This is a genomic window from Anoxynatronum sibiricum (assembly GCF_039414295.1).
In the GTDB taxonomy this organism is placed as follows: domain Bacteria; phylum Bacillota; class Clostridia; order Peptostreptococcales; family Tindalliaceae; genus Anoxynatronum; species Anoxynatronum sibiricum.
The window spans coordinates 368,464-388,699 of record NZ_JBCITM010000001.1; the positions used below are offsets into that span (position 1 = coordinate 368,464).

At 47.1% G+C, this 20,236-nt stretch carries 17 protein-coding genes and 1 riboswitch; of the genes, 16 read left to right on the forward strand and 1 reads right to left on the reverse strand.

Annotated features, from left to right (window positions below; genetic code table 11):
* Window positions 1-6: 6 nt before the first annotated feature.
* The 6 genes from AAIG11_RS01615 (at window position 7) to fdhF (ending at window position 6,850) form a co-directional block, all read left to right on the forward strand.
* Window positions 7-219 carry a PspC domain-containing protein gene (locus AAIG11_RS01615; protein ID WP_343184534.1) on the forward strand — a complete coding sequence of 71 codons (213 nt, stop codon included), beginning with the start codon at window positions 7-9 and terminating at the stop codon, window positions 217-219.
* The gene (gene hprK, locus AAIG11_RS01620) at window positions 216-1,139 is read left to right on the forward strand and encodes an HPr(Ser) kinase/phosphatase (protein ID WP_343184535.1); all 924 of its coding nucleotides are present in this window, start codon (window positions 216-218) and stop codon (window positions 1,137-1,139) included. The genes AAIG11_RS01615 and hprK overlap by 4 nt, the downstream gene beginning before the upstream one ends.
* Window positions 1,140-1,441: 302 nt before the next feature.
* Window positions 1,442-1,930 carry an NADH-quinone oxidoreductase subunit NuoE family protein gene (locus AAIG11_RS01625; RefSeq protein ID WP_283408205.1) on the forward strand — a complete coding sequence of 163 codons (489 nt, stop codon included), beginning with the start codon at window positions 1,442-1,444 and terminating at the stop codon, window positions 1,928-1,930.
* A gap of 1 nt (window position 1,931) precedes the next feature.
* A complete protein-coding gene (locus AAIG11_RS01630) occupies window positions 1,932-2,297 on the forward strand; it encodes a (2Fe-2S) ferredoxin domain-containing protein (RefSeq protein WP_283408206.1) in 366 nt (121 codons plus the stop codon).
* A gap of 45 nt (window positions 2,298-2,342) precedes the next feature.
* The gene (nuoF, locus tag AAIG11_RS01635; RefSeq protein WP_343184536.1) at window positions 2,343-4,139 is read left to right on the forward strand and encodes an NADH-quinone oxidoreductase subunit NuoF; all 1,797 of its coding nucleotides are present in this window, start codon (window positions 2,343-2,345) and stop codon (window positions 4,137-4,139) included.
* Window positions 4,140-4,171: 32 nt separating this feature from the next.
* Window positions 4,172-6,850, forward strand: coding sequence for a formate dehydrogenase subunit alpha (gene fdhF / locus AAIG11_RS01640; protein ID WP_484477151.1), 2,679 nt, complete (start codon window positions 4,172-4,174; stop codon window positions 6,848-6,850).
* Window positions 6,851-6,968: 118 nt separating this feature from the next.
* On the opposite strand, the gene AAIG11_RS01645 is transcribed toward fdhF, so the two are convergent.
* Window positions 6,969-7,469, reverse strand: a complete 501-nt coding sequence (locus tag AAIG11_RS01645; protein WP_283408209.1) for a ferritin-like domain-containing protein — start codon at window positions 7,467-7,469, stop codon at window positions 6,969-6,971.
* Between the two features lie 117 nt (window positions 7,470-7,586).
* Here AAIG11_RS01645 and fdhD point away from each other — a divergent pair, with 117 nt between their 5' ends.
* From fdhD to AAIG11_RS01695, 10 genes are all read left to right on the forward strand, one after another.
* Window positions 7,587-8,414 (forward strand): formate dehydrogenase accessory sulfurtransferase FdhD, encoded by an 828-nt coding sequence (gene fdhD, locus AAIG11_RS01650; RefSeq protein ID WP_343184538.1) that lies wholly within the window; start codon window positions 7,587-7,589, stop codon window positions 8,412-8,414.
* A gap of 20 nt (window positions 8,415-8,434) precedes the next feature.
* A riboswitch (molybdenum cofactor riboswitch) is annotated at window positions 8,435-8,556 on the forward strand.
* 69 nt (window positions 8,557-8,625) lie between these two features.
* Window positions 8,626-9,585: a GTP 3',8-cyclase MoaA gene (gene moaA / locus AAIG11_RS01655; RefSeq protein ID WP_343184539.1), complete on the forward strand. Its 960-nt coding sequence runs from the start codon at window positions 8,626-8,628 to the stop codon at window positions 9,583-9,585.
* Window positions 9,586-9,771: 186 nt separating this feature from the next.
* On the forward strand, window positions 9,772-10,692 hold the full coding sequence (murB, locus tag AAIG11_RS01660) for a UDP-N-acetylmuramate dehydrogenase (protein WP_343184540.1): 921 nt from the start codon (window positions 9,772-9,774) through the stop codon (window positions 10,690-10,692).
* A gap of 16 nt (window positions 10,693-10,708) precedes the next feature.
* Window positions 10,709-11,560, forward strand: a complete 852-nt coding sequence (gene rapZ / locus AAIG11_RS01665; RefSeq protein ID WP_343184541.1) for an RNase adapter RapZ — start codon at window positions 10,709-10,711, stop codon at window positions 11,558-11,560.
* 45 nt (window positions 11,561-11,605) lie between these two features.
* Entirely contained in the window at window positions 11,606-12,877 is a 1,272-nt protein-coding gene (locus AAIG11_RS01670; protein WP_343184542.1) for a gluconeogenesis factor YvcK family protein, read from the forward strand.
* A gap of 88 nt (window positions 12,878-12,965) precedes the next feature.
* On the forward strand, window positions 12,966-13,394 hold the full coding sequence (locus AAIG11_RS01675; protein ID WP_343184543.1) for an NUDIX hydrolase: 429 nt from the start codon (window positions 12,966-12,968) through the stop codon (window positions 13,392-13,394).
* A complete protein-coding gene (gene whiA / locus AAIG11_RS01680; protein WP_343184544.1) occupies window positions 13,394-14,398 on the forward strand; it encodes a DNA-binding protein WhiA in 1,005 nt (334 codons plus the stop codon). Before AAIG11_RS01675 ends, whiA begins: the two co-directional genes overlap by 1 nt.
* A 125-nt stretch (window positions 14,399-14,523) precedes the next feature.
* Window positions 14,524-15,570: an HD-GYP domain-containing protein gene (locus tag AAIG11_RS01685; protein WP_343184545.1), complete on the forward strand. Its 1,047-nt coding sequence runs from the start codon at window positions 14,524-14,526 to the stop codon at window positions 15,568-15,570.
* 111 nt (window positions 15,571-15,681) lie between these two features.
* Window positions 15,682-16,539, forward strand: a complete 858-nt coding sequence (gene yqeB, locus AAIG11_RS01690) for a selenium-dependent molybdenum cofactor biosynthesis protein YqeB (RefSeq protein ID WP_343184546.1) — start codon at window positions 15,682-15,684, stop codon at window positions 16,537-16,539.
* Between the two features lie 15 nt (window positions 16,540-16,554).
* The gene (locus AAIG11_RS01695; RefSeq protein ID WP_343184547.1) at window positions 16,555-20,094 is read left to right on the forward strand and encodes a DNA polymerase III subunit alpha; all 3,540 of its coding nucleotides are present in this window, start codon (window positions 16,555-16,557) and stop codon (window positions 20,092-20,094) included.
* Window positions 20,095-20,236: the final 142 nt, after the last annotated feature.

Consider the following 20,236-nt stretch of genomic DNA (forward strand, 5'->3'; position numbering starts at 1 on the left):
ATTGGCATGAAACGATTATATTTGTCAGAAACCGATAAAAAATGGGCTGGTGTCTGCGGAGGAATTGCGGAGTATTTTGCCGTTGATCCAACAATGGTGCGCCTTATATGGGTAGTACTTACCATTTTCAGTGTGGGATTTGGCGGCATTATTGCCTACTTGATTGCCATGGCAGTGATTCCAAAACCGCCCAGCCATCAGCAACGGGAGGGTATATGAACACCATAACGGTGGATCAGCTGATGCACGACCAGCAACTGGTCGACCTGACACCTGATGTGCCTGGCACAGCGCTGATCACCACCAGTGATATGAACCGTCCGGGAATTCAACTGGCTGGTTACTTTGATTTTTTTGCCTACGAACGTCTTCAGATTATCGGAAAAGTGGAACATCATTTTCTGATGACTTTAGATGAGATCACCCGCAGCCATCGATTCGACCGAATTCTTTCCCATCCGCTCCCCTGTATGTTGATCACCAGGGATTTGGAATTACCCAGTGTATTGGTGGAAATTGCTGTTAAACACCAGGTGAAGCTTTTGGGGAGTCCCATGAATACCACCAAGCTGATTTCCCGCTTAATCAATTACCTGGAGTTTCATTTGGCTGAAACGGCCAGAGTGCATGGTGTTCTCATGGACATCTATGGTGTGGGTGTTCTGATCACCGGGAAGAGTGGCATCGGTAAGAGCGAAACTGCTGTTGAACTGATTAAACGAAACCATTTGTTGGTGGCTGACGACACGGTGGAAATCAAGCGGGTGGGTCATGAACTCCTGCTGGGATATGCTCCTGAGCTGACCCGTCACATGATTGAAGTGAGGGGAATCGGCATTATGGATGTCAAGAGCCTTTTTGGTGTGGGAGCCATTAAAAATCGGACAGAGATTGATCTGGTGGTGCATCTTGAAGAATGGGACCAACATAAAGACTATGATCGCCTGGGATTGGATGAAAAGTTTCGCACCATTCTCGATGTGAAGGTGGAAGAAGTGGTGGTTCCGGTGAAACCAGCCCGAAACATTGCGTTGATCATTGAAGTGGCTGCCCGTAATCACCGGCAGAAAAAAATGGGTTATAACGCAGCTCGTGCATTTAATGACAGGCTGATGAACTATCTGGATCAAGACTGGTAATGAGGGGGCACTGTTCGTTTCAAAAATAACAAACGACACTGGGAGCTAAATCGTCAGTATTTTTGCCTTAATCTAAAAAATATCTTGCAGAAACAACGACAGGTTGGATATAATTGTCGTGTCTGGAATTTCATTTGGGAATGTAACGTTAGAAGTTTTGGGGGTTCTTGTCTAAATTTTAACATGACAACGCTTTCATATGCTATAATATGGAGAGTAAGATTGTGCTGCTGGGGGCTGTGCATGGAGCAGTGATGCTTCATTCGAAATAAAGAAATGATAAGGAACAAGGAGGGTCATTGATGGCAAAAGAGTTTTTGACAGAAGAAAACTTTCAGAAATTGGATGAAGTCATTCTTCGACACAAAAACAGACAAGGCGCTTTAATGCCGGTGTTGCAGGAAGCTCAAGATATTTTTGGCTGCCTGCCCATTGAAGTGCAACGACAAATCTCAGAAGGCATTAAAATTCCAATGAGTGAAATTTATGGCGTAGTCACATTCTACTCTCAGTTCACTCTGGAACCCAAGGGCGAGTATACCATCTCAATTTGTATGGGAACTGCCTGCTACGTACGCGGAGCCAAGCCCATGGTCGAAAAAGTTGCAGAAATGCTAGGCATTGCACCGGGTGAAACATCAGCCGATGCAAAGTTCAGTCTGGTGGCAACCCGCTGTATCGGTGCCTGTGGACTGGCACCAATTCTGACAGTAAATGAAGATGTTTATGGAAGACTAACATTGGAAGATATTCCCGGTATTGTTGAAAAATATCAAAAGGAGGGTTCCTGATATGAAATCTATTGCTGAACTGGAAGCCATCCGCAAGAAAGCACAGGACAGTGTGAAACTTCGTTCCGAAAGAGATGGTATTCGTGTGGTGGTTGGTATGGCTACCTGTGGAATCGCTGCTGGTGCCCGTCCGGTAATGATGGCGTTGGTGGAAGAAGTCAGCAAGCGCCAGTTAAAAAATGTGGTGGTGACACAAACCGGCTGCATTGGTGCCTGTCGTCTGGAACCAATGGTTGAAGTGTATCAGGGAGACGAAAAAGTTACTTATGTGAAACTGACTCCCGAAGATGCACGCAAGATTGTTGCAGAGCATCTGGTTAATGGTCATATTGTCAAAGAATGTACCATTGGGGCTTATGAAAAATAGACCTGGCTACAGAGAACTGAAGAATAGGTAAGGAGGGTCAACTTTATGGATTTGTATCGATCCCACGTCCTGGTGTGCGGCGGTACCGGATGTGTCTCATCAGAATCAATGAAAATAATTGAATCTTTCGAAACTGAACTGGCCAAACATAACATTGAAAAAGAAATCAAGGTGGTTAAAACTGGCTGCTTCGGCCTGTGTGAAGCCGGTCCCATTGTGATTGTCTATCCCGAAGGTGCCTTTTACAGCATGATCAAGGTCAGCGATGTGCCGCTGATTGTTGAAGAGCATCTGTTGAAGGGCCGCATTGTCACTGACCTGCTTTATAAAGACCACACCACAGATGAAACAATGAACTCAATTGACGATGTGGGCTTCTATAAAAAACAGCAGCGGGTGGCACTGCGCAACTGTGGTGTTATTAATCCGGAAATCATCGAAGAATACATTGCCTATGACGGCTATCAGGCATTGGCAAAAGTGCTGACGGAAATGACACCTGATGAAGTGGTGGATGTCATCAAACGCTCAGGGCTACGCGGCCGTGGCGGTGGGGGATTCCCCACCGGTTTGAAGTGGGAGTTCACCCAAAAGGCGCCTGGTGATATTAAATATGTTGCCTGTAACGCCGACGAAGGTGATCCGGGTGCTTTCATGGACCGTTCAGTGTTGGAGGGAGACCCTCATGCCATTGTGGAGGCCATGACCATTGCCGGCTATGCCGTTGGTGCCTGTAAAGGATTTGTATACGTGCGGGCAGAGTACCCCATCGCTGTGAAACGTCTTCAGATTGCCATCGATCAGGCAAAAGAAAACGGCCTGCTGGGTGATGACATTTTTGGAACCGGCTATGGTTTTGATATGGAAATTCGGCTGGGTGCCGGGGCTTTTGTCTGTGGTGAAGAAACAGCACTGATTGCCTCCATCGAGGGCAAGCGTGGCATGCCAAAGGTGCGGCCTCCCTTCCCTGCCATAAAAGGTATATTCGACAAACCTACCTTGTTAAACAATGTGGAAACCTTTGCGAATATCACACAGATTATTCTCAAAGGAGCCGACTGGTTTGCCGGTATTGGAACCGAAAAATCAAAGGGAACAAAAGTGTTCGCTCTGGCGGGCAAAATTAACAACACCGGTCTGTTGGAGATCCCCATGGGAACCACCCTACGGGAAACCATTTATGAAGTGGGCGGCGGCATCCCCAATGGCAAAGCGTTTAAAGCTGTTCAAACGGGTGGACCCTCCGGTGGCTGTATTCCGGCTGAATACCTGGATACTCCCATTGATTACGATAACCTTATTTCGCTGGGGTCTATGATGGGATCTGGCGGGATGATTGTGCTGGATGAAGACAACTGTATGGTTGACGTGGCGCGTTTCTTCCTGGACTTTACAGAAGAAGAATCCTGCGGCAAGTGCACACCCTGTCGTGAAGGCACCAAACGTATGCACGAGTTACTGGATAAAATTGTTGAAGGTAAAGGTACAATGGACGATGTGGCTAAGCTGGAAACGTTGGCTAAAACCATCAAAGGGGCATCCCTGTGCGGGCTGGGTCAAACAGCTCCCAACCCTGTGTTATCCACCTTGAAATATTTCCGGCATGAGTATGAGGCGCATGTCAATGACAAGAAATGCCCAGCAGGTGTCTGTCAGGCGCTGTTGCAATACCTGGTCATTGATGATCTTTGTAAGAAATGCGGTATTTGCGCCGCCAAGTGTCCTGTGAACTGCATTAGTGGTGTCAAAGGCAAAGAAATATATCACATCGATCAAGAACGCTGCATTAAGTGCGGTGCCTGCCTGGTAGCTTGCCCATTCAAAGCCATCAAAAAAGGGTAGTTGTCGGGTAATGATAGAACCTGTAAAGGAGGATTCGAATGATCACGTTGAAAATAAACGGCTTTGATGTGGAAGTCAAAGAAGGCGCTACCATTTATCATGCCGCATCCAGTATCGGCGTCAAAATTCCCACGCTCTGTTATGATGAAAGGCTCAAACCCCACGGTTCCTGCCGCATTTGTGTGGTGGAGGTGGAAGGGGCCCGTTCTTTAATGGCATCCTGCAGCACCCCTGCTGCCAATGGCATGGTGGTACACACTGAAAGTGAAGCTGTGGTGACTGCCCGCAAGGAACTTCTTGACTTGATTTTGGCAAACCACCCGCTGGACTGCCTTACCTGTGAGAAGGCTGGGCGCTGCACCTTGCAAGATCTCTGTTATCAGTATGATATTGAAGAGAGCACCTTCGACGGTAAGCGGAAATCCTATGAAAAAGATGCCTCCAATGAGTTTTATACAGCCGATCAAACAAAATGCATTCTTTGCGGAAAGTGTGTATATGTTTGTTCTCAGGTTCAAAACACCGATGCCATCTGTTTTGTAGACCGGGGTTTTGAAACCCACATCGGCACTCCCTTTGATATGGGACTGTCAGAGTCTACCTGTGTCTCTTGTGGTAACTGCGTAGCTGTTTGCCCGGTTGGTGCATTAATGCCAAAACGCAAAGAAAAGTTCAGATACTGGGAAGTTGAGAAAGTGAAAACCACCTGCTCTTACTGCGGAGTCGGATGTCAGATGGAACTGCTGGTTAAGGATGGAAAGGTAGTGGAAGTAGAGCCGGTAAAAGGCCACTCCAATGATGGCTTACTTTGTGTCAAAGGCCGTTTTTCCTATGATTTTGTCAATCATCCATCACGACTGAAAAAACCTTTGGTGCGTAAAAATGGTGTTCTGGAAGAAGTCACCTGGGATGAAGCCTATGAAACGATTGTGAACAAAATCAAAGAAATAAAAGCTGCTGATGGCCCTGATGCCATTGCCGCTTTTTCATCAGCCCGTGGCCTGACAGAAGAAAATTATCTAATGACCAAAATGATGCGCGCAGTCATCGGGACCAATAATGTGGACCACTGCGCACGCCTCTGACATTCCTCCACTGTTGCAGGTCTTGCAACAACACTTGGAAGCGGCGCGATGACCAACAGTATTGCTGATATTCAGCAGGCAGACACCATTTTTGTCACCGGGTCAAACACCACAGAGTCCCATCCCGTCATTGGAGCCCAATTGAAGCGCTCTGTTCGCAATGGCTCAAAACTGATTGTGGCAGATCCCCGTGAAATACCGCTGGCAGCCGAGGCAGATGTGTTCCTGAAAATTAAACCGGGAACCAGTATCGCCCTCCATAACGCCATGATGAACGTGATTCTGGAGGAAAAGCTTCAGGATGAAACCTATATTCGTGAAAATACGGATAACTTTGATGAGCTGGCTGAAAGTCTTAAAAAATACACCCCTGAGTATTCAGCAGAAATATGCGGAGTTGATGCAGACAAGATCCGTGAAGCGGCCCGTCTCTATGCCGGTGTTGATAAAGCGGCCATCCTGTATTGCATGGGCATCACTCAGCATGTGAATGGAACAGAGACAGTGATGAGCTTATCCAACCTGGCGCTGATTACCGGTAACATTGGAAAGCCCGGCTCCGGCGTGAATCCTCTTCGCGGTCAAAACAACGTGCAGGGAGCTTGTGACATGGGTGCACTGCCCAATGTCTTCACCGGCTATCAGCCTGTCGGCAACCCTGGCGCTCTTGAAAAATTTGAAAAGGCCTGGGGTGTCACACTTTCAGACAAGGCGGGGCTAACGGTGACCGAGACGTTTAAAGCCATTGAGGAAGACCGGGTGAAGATGCTTTATATCTTCGGAGAGAATCCCATGATTTCTGATCCGGATACCCATCATGCCGAGCACGCCCTTCAAAAGACCTTCCTGGTAGTACAGGACCTGTTCCTCACTGAAACTGCTGAGTTGGCCGACGTGGTATTGCCGGCAGCATCTTTCGCTGAGAAAGATGGGACTTTCGTTAACACCGAAAGAAGAGTGCAACGGGTTCGAAAAGCTGTGAACCCACCAGGAGAAGCAAAACCCGACTGGGTAGTCTTTATGGATCTGATGAATCGTTTGGGCTACGAGAAAAAATACAATGACGCTGAAGAAATCTTTGAAGAAATTCGCAAGGTAACCCCCCAATATGCCGGTATTACCTATGACCGCATCAAAGGGAGAGGCATCCAGTGGCCTTGCCCCACCACCGATCATCCGGGCACACCTGTGCTTCACATTGGCAAACCCGCCCGGGGCGCTGGTCTGCTGAAGCCTGTTGAGTTCGTTGAATCAGGAGAGCTGGGGGATGAAGAGTACCCGCTGGTGATGACCACCGGCCGCATCCTTTATCAGTATCACACCCGTACCATGACCGGCAAAACAGAAGGTATTAACAATATGGCGCCGGAAGTATACGTGGAAGTGAACCCTGAATTGGCGGCAGCCAAAGGCATTGAAGATGGTGCCATGGTTAAGATTACATCCCGTCGCGGTTTTGTCACCATGAAAGCAAAAGTGACCGACAGAGTGGAAAAGGGTGTTCTCTTCATACCCTTCCATTGGGAAAGTGGCGCGAATGTGCTGACTAACGGTGAAGTGCTTGACCAGTACTGCAAGATCCCAGGCCTAAAAGTGACAGGGGTTAACCTGGAAAAAATGGCGTAAGCCGTCACACACAAGACTATAAAAACCCGGTTTCTCAAGTAATGAGAAACCGGGTTTTGTGTGCCGCGATCTTTTCAAAAGGTGATTTTAGAGTACTCAGCTCAGTTCAGTCGAAACATCAACCACCCCAGGGCTGGCTCATGTAGTCTTCCATCAAACGCTGGTGTTCTTCCTTGAACAGTTTTTCATGGCCCTGTTCCCATAAAGCCAAAGTGTGGAACAGTTTTTTGGCACTGGGATCATCGGTGTTGTCAGCTGCATTCTGGTAAAATTCAGCAAAATCTTTTTCCATTAAATAGGCAGTGCGCAGCACACTCATGTCAGGTACCATGCTTTCAGTCACCTGCTGGTCAAGCAGTTCATTCTCTGCACGATCGGCAAAAATATTTTTTTCCCGGTCAAGATCAAAGTCTACCTCTTTAAAAGTCTGATGCTTTTCAAAATGCTCCAGTTGTTCCTTCAGGTACTCGTAATGGTCCATTTCAACGTCTGCCAGTCGCAATAACATGTCTTTTGCACTGGCCAGGCTTACTTTTTCAGATTGATGGCGGAAAAAATCCACACCTTGCAATTCCCGCTCCATGGCATAGCGGATGATGTTTTGATAATTCTGTTTCATTTAAACGCCTCCCCGTTAAAATCTTAACACTATTATACCATATTTATACCACAAAATGTCGGCGAATAAACCGGATTCTGGTATAATAATCATAGTAGTACACAGGGAGGGTCACAAATGAATCTCGAACAGCAAAACGTCAAGCATACCTGTTCCATCATGCGAATCCAGCAGGAAGGCCCGTTGGCAAGGCCCGTTGCCATCGAAACCAGTGATGAAGTCATCATGGAAAAGCCCCTGACAATCTTTTTAAATGAGCAGGAGTGGATCACACTCTTAAGTTCAGGTACGGCCATGGAATATCTGGCAGTGGGATTTTTATACTCTGAAGGGATTTTACTCCGAAGAGAAGACTTGCTCAACTATTACCTCGATAGCGATGAAGGTAAATTTCACGTTCAGCTGAAAGAAAATCCAGAGTTAAAAACTCGATTAAAAGGCAAGCGAGCTGTTACCACCGGCTGCGGAAAAGGTACTGTCTTTTTCGACGTGCTGGATGCTCTGACGACTCAGCCCATTAAGAACCAATACAAGATCCCGTTTGATGTGATACTGCAACTGTCTTCTGCTTTTCAAAAACGATCCATTCTGTTTCAGGAAACTGGGGGAGTGCATGCCTGTGCATTATGTGACATCTCAGGCATTCAACTTTTTCATGAAGACGTGGGCCGTCATAATGCACTGGATAAGGTTGTTGGTGAGGCTTTGATCAAGGATATTTCGGTAGATGAAAAGTGGCTGATTACCAGTGGCCGCCTTTCTTCGGAAATGGTGATAAAAACAGCGCGTTACGGTATTGCGACGCTTATTTCCAGATCGGCCCCCACCAATCTGGCGGTGGAACTGGCGACACAGTTGAATATGACCCTCATTGGATTTGCGCGGGGGAACCGCATGAATATTTACACAGGCAGGGAAAGGGTTTTCATTAAAGGGGAAGAGTGATATAATCAACTTAAATGAATGATCAGAATTTTTTCCGAGTTGTTTTTTTCTAAGGGAATGCATTCCTATGAAGAACAACCGTCGGGTACTGGGAGAAATCCCCGTGCCTCCCGTGATGGAAAGGAAAAAAGCCCCGCAGGGAGCCTCCTTACCATCGGCTCCTTTTTTGTATTGCATCAGAGAGAAATGCTAAGAGACAGGAGGATCATGTATGGCAGATCGATACAGTCGCCACATCACGTATATGCGTATTTCGGTGACAGACTTATGCAATATGCGCTGTCAATACTGCATGCCGGAAGAAGGTGTTGAAAAGCGCACCCATGAAGATCTTTTGTCATTTGAAGAAATCGTTTCCATTGTGAAAGCCAGTGTACCTCTGGGTATCCGAAAAATTCGCATCACTGGTGGTGAGCCGTTGGTACGCAATGGGATTGTTTCGCTGGTGGAACAGTTAAGGCAAATCAATGGTATCGAAGAAATTGCCATGACGACCAATGGGACACTGCTGAAATCAATGGCCAAACCATTGAAGGAGGCAGGTTTAAATCGTTTTAATATAAGCATTGACTCGCTGAAGGAAAACCGCTATCGTGAGATTACCCGTGGCGGGCGCCTGTCTGATGTTCTTGAAGGAATTGAAACCGTTCTTTCGCTGGGAATGACACCACTAAAGCTGAATACGGTGGTGATAGGAGGTCTTAATGATGATGAAGTCAAAGACTTTACATCACTAACGATCAATGAACACATCGATGTTCGATTCATAGAACTGATGCCGGTGGGACAAGCCAGCCAGTGGGCAGAAAATAGGTTCATATCCAATGATGTACTGCTGGAAAAGCTGGGATTTTTGCTTACAGAACAGCGGGAAAATGGAAGTCCAGCCCAGTATTATCGCTTGCCGGGTGCCCTGGGACGAGTGGGATTTATTAATCCCATCAGTCATCATTTCTGTCATGAATGCAACCGCATTCGCCTTACCAGCGACGGCCGGTTGAAACCCTGCCTTCACAGCAATGATGAAATTGATCTTCGTTCGGTATTGCATCAGCCTGCAAGTCAAATCACCAAAGTCATTGCCCAGGCCATTGATCGCAAACCGGAAAGACATCAGTTAGATCTAGATGAGCGCTGTACCAGCCGTAATATGTGTCAGATTGGTGGTTGATACCTTCTGAGAAACGCAGCCACCTGAAGCCCACATGTTTCATGATGGGCTTTTCTGTTGGAGAGAATAGGTGACTTATACGAATGACAGTGCGTTGACCCTTCCCATGCAAACCGATATAATGAAGTGAGACGGTCACAGGGAGCCGGAAGATTTCCTCATGAGTTCCGGCAAAAAAAGGCAGAGGTGAACATTTTGATTGAGCAAGCATTGGAGAAGGCACTGAAACAGATAGTGGGAGAACCGGCTTTGCGTTGTCAGGAGCCCATGAAAGCACATACTTCCTTTCAAATAGGCGGTCCTGCTGATTATCTGGCAGAACCCGGCACAGAAGCCCAGTTGGCTGGTCTTCTATCCCTTTGCCAGGAGAGCGGTGTTCCTGTCATGGTCATTGGAAACGGCAGCAACATGCTGGTTTCAGACACAGGCATCAGGGGCGTGGTGATCAAAATAGGCAAAAAGATGAATCGTGTCACCGTTCATGGACAACAGGTCAATGCACAGGCAGGGGCGACTCTTTCCAGTCTGTCACGCACATTATTACAGCAATCTCTGGCAGGGTTTGAGTTCGCTGCCGGCATCCCCGGAACACTGGGGGGAGCACTGGCCATGAATGCAGGTGCCTATGGCGGCGAAATGAAAGACATCCTGGTGAATTGCCGGGTGATGAACTCCCGAGGCATTATTCAAACTCTCACGCTTGATGAAATGCACATGGGATATCGATCCAGTCGTGTGCAGAAGACGGGAGAAATCATCTTATCGGCCAATCTCGCGCTGAAGTCAGGAGTATACAGGCAAATTAAGTTTATGATGGATGATTACTGGCAGCGACGCGTCACACGACAACCTTATTATCTGCCCAGTGGCGGTAGTGTTTTCAAGAGGCCTGAAGGGTATTTTGCAGGAAAGCTGATTGAAGATTGTCAGTTAAAAGGCGTGGCTGTGGGTGGTGCCATGGTGTCAGAACTTCATGCCGGCTTTATTGTTAACACAGGAGATGCGACAGCAGCAGATGTCGTTAATCTGATGAACCTGATCTGCAAGCGGGTGAAAGAAACCCACGGCGTCGATTTGGAAGCGGAACTGAGAGTAATTGGTGCATAGACAGGATGGTGAAACAATGAAGTTTGTTATTATCACAGGGCTTTCAGGAGCCGGAAAAAGCCTCACGGTAAAGTGCATGGAAGATCTTGGCTTTTATTGCGTTGATAATTTGCCTCCCGTACTGATCCCACGGTTCGCCGAATTGTGTGAAAAAACCAGAGGAAGCATCGATAAAATAGCACTGGTGATGGATATTCGGGGGGGGCTTTTTTTCGATGACTTATTCATTAGTCTTGATGCCTTCCGGGACCAGGGACATGATTACGAAATATTGTTTCTGGATGCAAGTGATGAAACGCTCATTAAGCGCTATAAAGAAACACGGCGCAGCCATCCCCTTTCACGTGATGGCGCCATAGGTGCAGGCATACGGTTGGAACGACAAAAATTACAACAATTAAAAGAAATGGCCGTCACAATTCTTGACACCAGCCGACTGAATCCAACCCAGCTGAAAGAAGAGCTGCGGCACCTCTATTTGGAAGGTGGCGAACGGAACCATTTTATGATTTCTCTCATCACCTTTGGATTCAAACATGGAATTCCGCTGGATTCAGATTTGATTTTTGATGTTCGTTTCCTGCCGAATCCTTTCTATGAAGAAGAATTGAAATCTTTAACAGGTCTTGACCAACGAGTCAGAAGCTATGTGCTTGACAACGAAACAGCCGTTGATTTTCTGGAGCACCTGGAAAACATGATGCTCTTTCTTATTCCCAACTATATTCGGGAAGGTAAGCATCAGCTGGTGGTGGGAGTTGGATGCACCGGCGGCAGACACCGGTCGGTGTCCATTGCCCTTGCGCTTGCCAATTACCTGCAACAACATGGGTATCGGGTAATTCTGGAACACCGGGACATTGAATAAGGTGACATCATGAAATGGATTTACTGGCTAAAACCGGGGTTGCAAATGAAAAGATGGCTATTGTTGGGGCTGGCGGGAATTGTGATGATCTCGGCAGCACTGGCATATTTTTGGCGTGCCATGGAACTGAACCTGCCCGGCGCGACGGCAGTGGCCGCCGGACTGACCGGGCTTCTACTATTGATACTGTCGTTGCATCAGGGAATCCTTTCCCTCATGCGAAATCTGGACCGGATTCCCAGAACAGAAACAGTCCAGTCAGAACATGACCGATTGGTGCAAATGGTATATGACCGGCAAGTTCTCTCCAAAGGACGCCGCATTGTTGTCATTGGCGGAGGTACCGGGCTGTCTGTATTGCTTCGGGGTATGAAACAGGTAACCACCAACATTTCTGCCATCGTCACTGTTGCCGATGATGGCGGTGGATCCGGTGTTTTAAGAGAAGATCTGGGAATGCTGCCACCCGGAGATATTCGCAGCTGCCTGTTGGCGCTGGCAGAAATGGAACCCACCATGGAAGCGTTGCTGCAGTACCGATTTACTGAAGGTGTGCTGAAAGGACAGAGCTTCGGAAACCTTTTTGTTGCCTCCATGAATGGTATTAGTGACAGCTTTGAAGAAGCAGTCAAAAAAATGGGTGAAGTGTTGGCAGTAAAAGGACAGGTGCTTCCTGTCACACTGGAAGATTTGACACTCTACGCTCAGCTAAAAAACGGCAAAGTGATTAAAGGAGAATCCAATATTCCATTAAAATGCCAGGAAGAAAACAGCCCCATCGATTTTGTATTTATTCGCCCCAGAAAACCGGCTGCGTTGCCGGAAGTACTCACAGCCATTGATGGCGCAGAAGCCATTGTGCTGGGACCCGGCAGTCTCTATACAAGCATCATCCCCAACCTTCTGGTGAGTGCGGTCACAGAGCGCATTAACCAGTCGAAGGCCGTGAAAATCTATTTACCCAACCTGATGACCCAACCGGGAGAAACCGACAGGTATGCAGTGGTAGACCATGTGGAAGCGCTGATGAGCAACACTGGTCTGGCACATCTGGATTACGTGCTGGCCAATGCCCAGAAGGTTCCGCAAGCCATTGTAGACAAGTATCGGCTGGAGGGAGCAGAAATGGTGCTGCCAAATGCTGAAGATCATCAGCGTCTGAAAGAAAGCGATATTCAGCTAATGGAAGTAAATGCAGTGGATATCCGCAAAGAATACGTCCGCCACGATGCACTGACCATCTCCAGAATAATACATGATCAACTGATTCCTGAAAAGCACAGAGCAACTTTATTGCACAAAACAGCCGCTCATTAGGGCGGCTTTTCAGCGTGGCACACCGCCGTTGAACATGCCAGCCGGTTGTGATAAAGTTATGGTTAAGAAAAAACACAGGGATGATCGCATGCGATATGAAACAAGCGCCGGCGGTGTGGTGTTTTTTGGAAATGCCATCCTGCTGCTGAAAAAATACAACGGTGACTGGGTACTGCCCAAGGGAAAAGTAGAACCCCTGGAAACCACCCGCGCTACAGCCATTCGGGAAGTGGCTGAAGAGTCAGGTGTGAAAGCAGATGTGCTTCGATACCTGGGAGCAATACATTATGTCTATCAGGCCAGTTGGGCCAGAAATGAGAATATCTACAAAACCGTCCACTGGTTTCTTATGCAATCACGCACCATGCGTTGTTTTCCACAGCGAAGTGAAGGGTTTGTGGAAGCCCGGTTTGTTCACATGGATCGGGTGCTTGAAATCGTTAAATACACAGATGAACGTAAAATGGTTCAGAAAGGGCTGGAGCAACTGGAGCGACTTGGCAAAAAAGTCAAATAATGATCAGAGAGGATTCCACCAACATGTCTTTTTCCACAGATACCAAAGAAGAACTGGCAAGAATTATACCTGAAGATCGGTGCTGCCAGCTTGCTGAGTTATCGGCTCTCATTCGAATGGCAGGTATGCTGGAACTGGCAGGTCCTGGTGATCTGCGTATCCAACTCAGCACTGAAAACCCATCGACTGCCCGTAAAATTTTTAAACTGGTGAAACGAATATATGGATTCCAAGCTGAAATACAGGTTCGTCAAACTCCGCGCTTTAATAAAAGCAAACAATATGCGTTACTCTTGGAGGATCCGGAAGAAAGCAGACAAATGTTGAAAGAAACCGGCATTCTTTTGGAAACAGAACAAGGAATCACTTTGCTGGAGCAGGTACCCCAAGCATTGATAAAAAATCGTTGTTGCCGCCGTGCATTTTTGAGGGGCGCTTTTTTGGGTGGGGGATCCATCAGCGCTCCGGAAAAAAACTACCATCTCGAGTTCGTTTCTTCCAATGAATCACATATTGACAGCATCCAAAAAATATTACGGCGTTTTCAACTTCAGGGTAAATATATTCTGCGCAAGGGGCATCACGTACTCTACCTGAAAGAAGGTGAGCAAATTGTTGACCTTCTCAATATTATGGGAGCCCACCATGCCTTACTGGCACTGGAGAATATTCGAATTCTGAAACAAATGCGCAATAACATCAATCGAATTGTCAACTGTGAAACTGCCAACTTGAGTAAAACCGTCCAGGCTTCTATGCGACAGGTGGAAATGATTCAGTTCATTGATCGTCGAATCGGTATCCAAAATTTGTCCCAAAGTCTGCGTGAAGTGGCGATTGCCCGGTTAAAATACCCCGAAGCCAGCCTGAAAGAACTTGGAGAACAAATCAATCCACCGGTGGGGAAATCTGGTATTAATCACCGCTTTAGAAAGCTGGAGCAACTTGAAGTGCGTCTCAAAACCCAAAAGATAACATCTTCAGATGGAAATGCTGAAAAATAATGATATTTAATTGAAAATCACTGTTAATGACTGTCGAGAAAGGATATAATTAGGCACAGGACTTGCTATTCATAAAGGCTTCACCCATCCCCATGAAGCTTTGGCTTCAGACAAGGAGGTCATCTATGCTGGAGGTAAGCTGCCGAATCCTCATGCCTGGCATGATGCTTGCAAAGTCAGTACACAGCTCAGCAGGCATCCTGCTGTTAAAAGAAGGAGAAATGATTCAGCCCCACACCCTGGATCAGTTAAAAGCCCATGAAATTGAAAAAATATACATAAAGTGGCCGGAGTCAGGTCTTCAGAAAGATATCAAAGCGGTAAAAGACGAAACCAGGCAAAAAGCGCTGAGTTTTGTAGAAGAAACATTTAAGTCAGCCTACCATTCCCAGGTACTGGAGCTTGAACAGCTCCGTCGGCAAGTGGATATACTGCTTCAGGAAATTATCAGTCATGATAATGTGTTGGTAAGTCTCACCAGCCTGAGGTCAATTGACGATTACACTTTTGGACATTCTGTGAACGTGTGCGTGCTGTCACTTATTGTCGGCATAACATTGGAAATGAGCCCGGAAGATCTTCGTATTTTAGGAATGGGTGCCATGGTTCATGACATTGGGAAACTCTTTGTTAATCAGAATTTGCTTCAAAAACCTGAGACACTCAATGCCTCTGAGTATGCTGAAATGAAAATGCATGCGACTTTGGGTGTGGCAGTGATTGGAAATGAACAGGTTGATGAGCGTATTTTGGAGATCATTCGTTATCATCATGAGTGGTATAATGGTTCCGGGTATCCCGACGGGCTGGTGGGTGATGAGATTCCGCTGATGGCACGGATTGTGGCCATCTGCGATGTTTATGATGCCTTGACATCCGACCGGGTTTACAAAGAAAAAATATCGGCGCAAGAAGCCTTGGAATACCTGATATGTATGGGTGACCGCCAGTTTGATTTTCGATTGCTGCGCCAGTTCTTGAAGTACATCCGGGTATACGCTATTGGCATGGTGGTGCGTCTCACTACGGGTGAACAGGCCAGTGTCCTGTCGAACAATCCCCACTGGCCCACAAGACCGGTGGTACAGGTAACAACCGATGCTGCCGGGAACTCAGTGAAGGAGTATCGAGTGATAGACCTCTCCAGAAAACTGGGAATTGATATCATCTGAACGCCGGCTCTCTGGAGCAGGCGTTTTTGTGAAACTGATTGAATGACAGACTCATCATTTTGCAGGTTTGATTTTCAATTACAGCCTAAATAGCGTATAATAGAACTGAACGTGACAGCCACAGCCAAAGTAAATGAAGAAAAGGGAGCTGATTTCATGTTGCGGGACATCGTAGCCATTCGTGGAGGCGGAGAAATTGGAACTGCCATTGCACACAAATTGAAGCGCAGTGGCTTCAAGGTATTCATCATCGAAAATGATACACCAATTTCCATTCGACGGACGGTTGCTTACGCCCAGGCAGTTTTTCACGGCGAAATGACAGTAGAGGGCATCAGAGGTGTTAATGTCTCAGATGCAGAAGGAATTATCACAGCATGGGAAAAACAAGAAATTCCGGTGATAGTTGATTCACAGTGTGACATTCTCAATGAAATCCCAGTGGATGTTTTGGTGGATGCCATCATGGCCCGTAAAAATACAGGCACCACCCGTGACATGGCCGCCATCACCATTGCCACGGGTCCGGGTTTTATTGCTGGTGAAGATGTGGACATTGTCATCGAAACCAAAAAAGGGCATGATCAGGGACGCCTTATTTTTGACGGAGCAGCAGAGCCTGAGACAGCCATCCCCGGTGAAAGCGAAGGGGTTGAAATGAACAAAGTGGCTAATGCACCCATTGAGGGCGTCATTCATACCCATGTTCATATTGGTGATATGGTGAAAAAAGGCCAACTGATGGCTGAAATTGCCGGCGTTTCCATACATGCCCAAATCAGCGGTATTGTGAGGGGTATTATTCACGATGGTTCAAATGTTTGGAGAGGCCTTAAAATTCTGGAGATCGACCCGGATGTTTCGCCAGAGCAATGTTACCGGCTTTCCCAACGATCTCGTGATGTGGCCGGCGGCGTGCTGGAAGCTGTTCTATATTTGAAACAGCAGCACCAATTAAACACCGACTAACGGATAGGTGATGCCATGTTTGTTCATTTACACGTTCATACAGAATACAGTCTTCTTGACGGATTTGCCAATATCAGTGGCTTGATGGACCATGTGCAGGCCATGGGAATGCCAGCGGTGGCCATCACCGATCACGGCACCATGTTTGGTGTGGTAGACTTTTATAAGGAAGCCAAAAAACGAAATATTCGTCCGGTTATTGGCTGCGAAGTGTATACCGCAGCCAGAGCCATGCAAGAAAAAGACCCTGCTCATGATAAAGATCAGGGTCATTTAGTATTGCTGGCAGAAAACATGACAGGCTATCAAAACCTGATCAAACTGGTTTCTTTGGGATATTTGCAGGGATTTTACTACAAACCCCGCATCGATTATGCCACTCTTTCCCAATATACAGAGGGGCTTATTTGCCTGAGCGCCTGCCTGGCGGGAGATGTGCAGCAACATTTGCTGAATCGAAATTATCAAGCGGCTAAAAAACTGGCACTGGAACTGGATGCCATGTTTGGCCGCGGAAACTTCTACCTTGAACTTCAGGATCATGGCATCCAAGAGCAAAAACTGGTCAACGTGGAGCTGATTCGCCTCAGCGGTGACACAGGCATTCCCCTGGTGGCCACCAACGATGCCCATTATATTCGAAAAGAAGATGCTGAAGCCCATGACATTCTACTTTGCATCCAAACTGGTAAAATACAGGAAGATAAAGACCGGATGAAGTTTCCCGGAGATGCCTTCTATCTACGGTCGGAGAAAGAAATGAAGGCTCTTTTTCCTGAGCAGCCCGAAGCATTGGAAAACACATGGCGCATTGCACAGCGATGTCAGGTGGATTTTGATTTCAACACAATCCATTTACCTGAATACCAACCTCCTGATGACATTTCTCTCAATGAGTATCTGGAAAAACTTTGCTTAGAAGGCATGCACCAACGTTACCCCAAGGCTGATGAAACCATTCGGGAACGCCTCTACATGGAGCTGGGAACCATTTTCAACATGGGGTATACTGCCTATTTCCTCATCGTATGGGATTTCATCAAATACGCCAAGGATCATCAGATACCAGTGGGGCCGGGGCGGGGCAGTGCTGCCGGCAGCATTGTCGCTTATGTGCTGGGCATCACTGACGTGGATCCCCTTCGCTATCAGTTGATCTTCGAGCGGTTCTTAAATCCGGAACGCATCTCCATGCCAGATATCGACATTGATTTTTGCTATGAACGGCGGGAAGAAGTCATCAATTACGTGAAAGAGAAATATGGCACCGACCGGGTGGCACAAATTATCACTTTTGGAACCATGGCTGCCCGGGCTGCCATTCGGGATGTGGGACGGGTGATTAACATGTCCTACGGTGAAGTGGATCAGATTGCCAAAATGATTCCCATGGTGCTGGGCATGACCATTGAAAAAGCATTGGAAATGAACCCGCAGCTTCTTCAGCTCACAAAAGAAAACGACCGCGCTCGTTATCTTATTGAAATGGCGCGCAAACTGGAAGGAACTCCGCGTCATGCCTCTACCCATGCCGCTGGTGTGGTGATATCCAAAAAAAAGCTGAATGAACATGTGCCCCTTTACATGCATGAAAACAGCGTTACCACCCAATTTCCCATGGGAACACTGGAAGAGCTTGGACTTCTTAAAATGGATTTTCTGGGCTTGCGCACCCTTACTGTCATACAGGACGCATTGAATATTCTGGCAGAAACCGAAGGGGTTCATCTGGATTTCAGCGACAGTCATTATGATGATCCGGCAGTTTACCAGCTCATCAGCAGGGGAGAGACGCTGGGAGTGTTTCAACTGGAAAGTGCCGGTATGATTCAGTTCATGAAAGAACTGAAGCCCAACTGCTTTGAAGATGTTGTGGCGGGCATCTCCCTTTTTCGTCCAGGCCCGATGGATTCCATTCCCCGGTACATTCGCAATAAGAACCGGCCAGAGCTCGTTAAATATGCTCATAAGGCGCTGGAGCCCATTCTGGATGTTACTTATGGGTGCCTGGTGTATCAGGAACAGGTGATGCAGGTGGTGCGCGACCTGGCAGGTTATAGCTATGGCCGCAGTGACCTGGTACGGCGTGCCATGAGCAAAAAGAAAATGGATGTCATGGAAGAAGAACGTCGCAATTTTATTTATGGGAAGAAAACTGCAACGGGTGACATGGAAATTGAAGGCTGTGTGGCCCGGGGTATTCCTGCGGATACTGCCAGTCGCATTTTTGACGAAATGATTGATTTTGCCAAATATGCCTTTAACAAATCTCATGCAGCAGCTTATGCCGTGCTGGCCTACCAAACCGCCTATCTGAAAACTCATCACCCTGTGGCCTTTATGGCTGCTCTTATGACAAGTGTCATGAGCAGTTCATCAAAAATAGCCGAATATATATACGATTGCCGACGGCAGGGGATTGGAGTACTGCCTCCTGATGTGAACAGCAGTGTGCGGGGTTTTTCGGTGGAACGGAATCAAATTCGATTTGGCATGGCTGCCGTCAAAAATGTTGGGGCGGGAATGATTGATCAACTGGTTATCGAAAGGGAAGCCAATGGCCGCTTCGATCATCTCACAGATTTTTGTGAGCGAATGTGCAGTCGAGACCTCAACAAAAGGGCCGTGGAGAGTATGATTAAAGCGGGCTCCTTTGACAGTACGGGCGCCACTCGTGCCCAGCTGATGGCAATATACGAGCAAGTGCTTGACAGTGCTGTACGCAACCGAAAAAACAATCTGCAAGGACAGATGGGTCTTTTTGATTTGATGCAACCAGCTGAAACAATGGCACAGGATCATTACCCCGAGGTGTCGGACTTTCAGGAACGGGTACGCCTCAGTATGGAAAAAGAAGTGTTGGGCCTTTATCTCAGCGGTCACCCACTCCAGGAATATCAGGAAAAGCTGAAGACCTTTATATCTGCTGATAGCCGCGATTTTACAGAGATGGTGGAAAATCCTATGTCTTCAAGGTTCCGAGACCGGCAAACCCTGATGTTGGGGGGCGTCATCTTCTCAAAAACTATGAAGACCACCCGAAATAACCAGATGATGGCCATCATCCAACTGGAGGATCTTTTCGGAACCATTGAATGTATCCTGTTTCCTCAAACCTTGGAGCAATACCTTTCTTATATTCAGGAAGATGAAATTGTGCTGTTGGAAGGTACCCTTGATTTTAAAGACGATGAAGCGCCTAAAATCTTGGTGACTCACATGACAGGCGTGGATCAACTCGAGAGTTGGAAAAACCGCCCGCCGGGAAAGCACAGAAACACTTTTTCCAAGCCGAAAGCTGCTACTGCCAAAGGAGACAGTCAGCCAAACGGCCAGCGTTTATGGATACGCATTCCCACCAATGGGCATATGAATCTCATTGAAAAGGTCAAACCGTTACTGCGCCAGTTTCAGGGTCAAACACCGGTTGTGATTTATGTGAATGAGACCGGCCAGCGATTCCAGGCAGATGAAACGCTTTGGGTGACACCCAGCAGTGAACTCGTACAGGCACTGCACCAGATTTTTGGCAACGATTCCATCAAACTTCGCTAAAATCTGCTGTTTTTAATCGAACCACAAAACTTTTGATGAATGAGTGTGAAAACGTACAAAGTGTGATATAATAAGTCGTGCTAAGCCTGGTCAAAATTGTTACATGCGGGACACAAAAAGACCAAGCAAAAAAGAATATGCA

Excerpts from the sequence above, each read along its gene's own strand:
- AAIG11_RS01675 (WP_343184543.1), top strand. The coding sequence starts at position 12,966 with ATGCGATATGAAACAAGCGCCGGCGGTGTGGTGTTTTTTGGAAATGCC.
- hprK (WP_343184535.1), top strand. The coding sequence starts at position 216 with ATGAACACCATAACGGTGGATCAGCTGATGCACGACCAGCAACTGGTC.
- moaA (WP_343184539.1), top strand. The coding sequence starts at position 8,626 with ATGGCAGATCGATACAGTCGCCACATCACGTATATGCGTATTTCGGTG.
- AAIG11_RS01670 (WP_343184542.1), top strand. The coding sequence starts at position 11,606 with ATGAAAAGATGGCTATTGTTGGGGCTGGCGGGAATTGTGATGATCTCG.
- AAIG11_RS01685 (WP_343184545.1), top strand. The coding sequence starts at position 14,524 with ATGCTGGAGGTAAGCTGCCGAATCCTCATGCCTGGCATGATGCTTGCA.
- nuoF (WP_343184536.1), top strand. The coding sequence starts at position 2,343 with ATGGATTTGTATCGATCCCACGTCCTGGTGTGCGGCGGTACCGGATGT.
- AAIG11_RS01645 (WP_283408209.1), bottom strand. The coding sequence starts at position 7,469 with ATGAAACAGAATTATCAAAACATCATCCGCTATGCCATGGAGCGGGAA.
- AAIG11_RS01615 (WP_343184534.1), top strand. The coding sequence starts at position 7 with ATGAAACGATTATATTTGTCAGAAACCGATAAAAAATGGGCTGGTGTC.
- whiA (WP_343184544.1), top strand. The coding sequence starts at position 13,394 with ATGATCAGAGAGGATTCCACCAACATGTCTTTTTCCACAGATACCAAA.
- fdhD (WP_343184538.1), top strand. The coding sequence starts at position 7,587 with ATGAATCTCGAACAGCAAAACGTCAAGCATACCTGTTCCATCATGCGA.
- AAIG11_RS01625 (WP_283408205.1), top strand. The coding sequence starts at position 1,442 with ATGGCAAAAGAGTTTTTGACAGAAGAAAACTTTCAGAAATTGGATGAA.
- AAIG11_RS01695 (WP_343184547.1), top strand. The coding sequence starts at position 16,555 with ATGTTTGTTCATTTACACGTTCATACAGAATACAGTCTTCTTGACGGA.
- rapZ (WP_343184541.1), top strand. The coding sequence starts at position 10,709 with ATGAAGTTTGTTATTATCACAGGGCTTTCAGGAGCCGGAAAAAGCCTC.
- AAIG11_RS01630 (WP_283408206.1), top strand. The coding sequence starts at position 1,932 with ATGAAATCTATTGCTGAACTGGAAGCCATCCGCAAGAAAGCACAGGAC.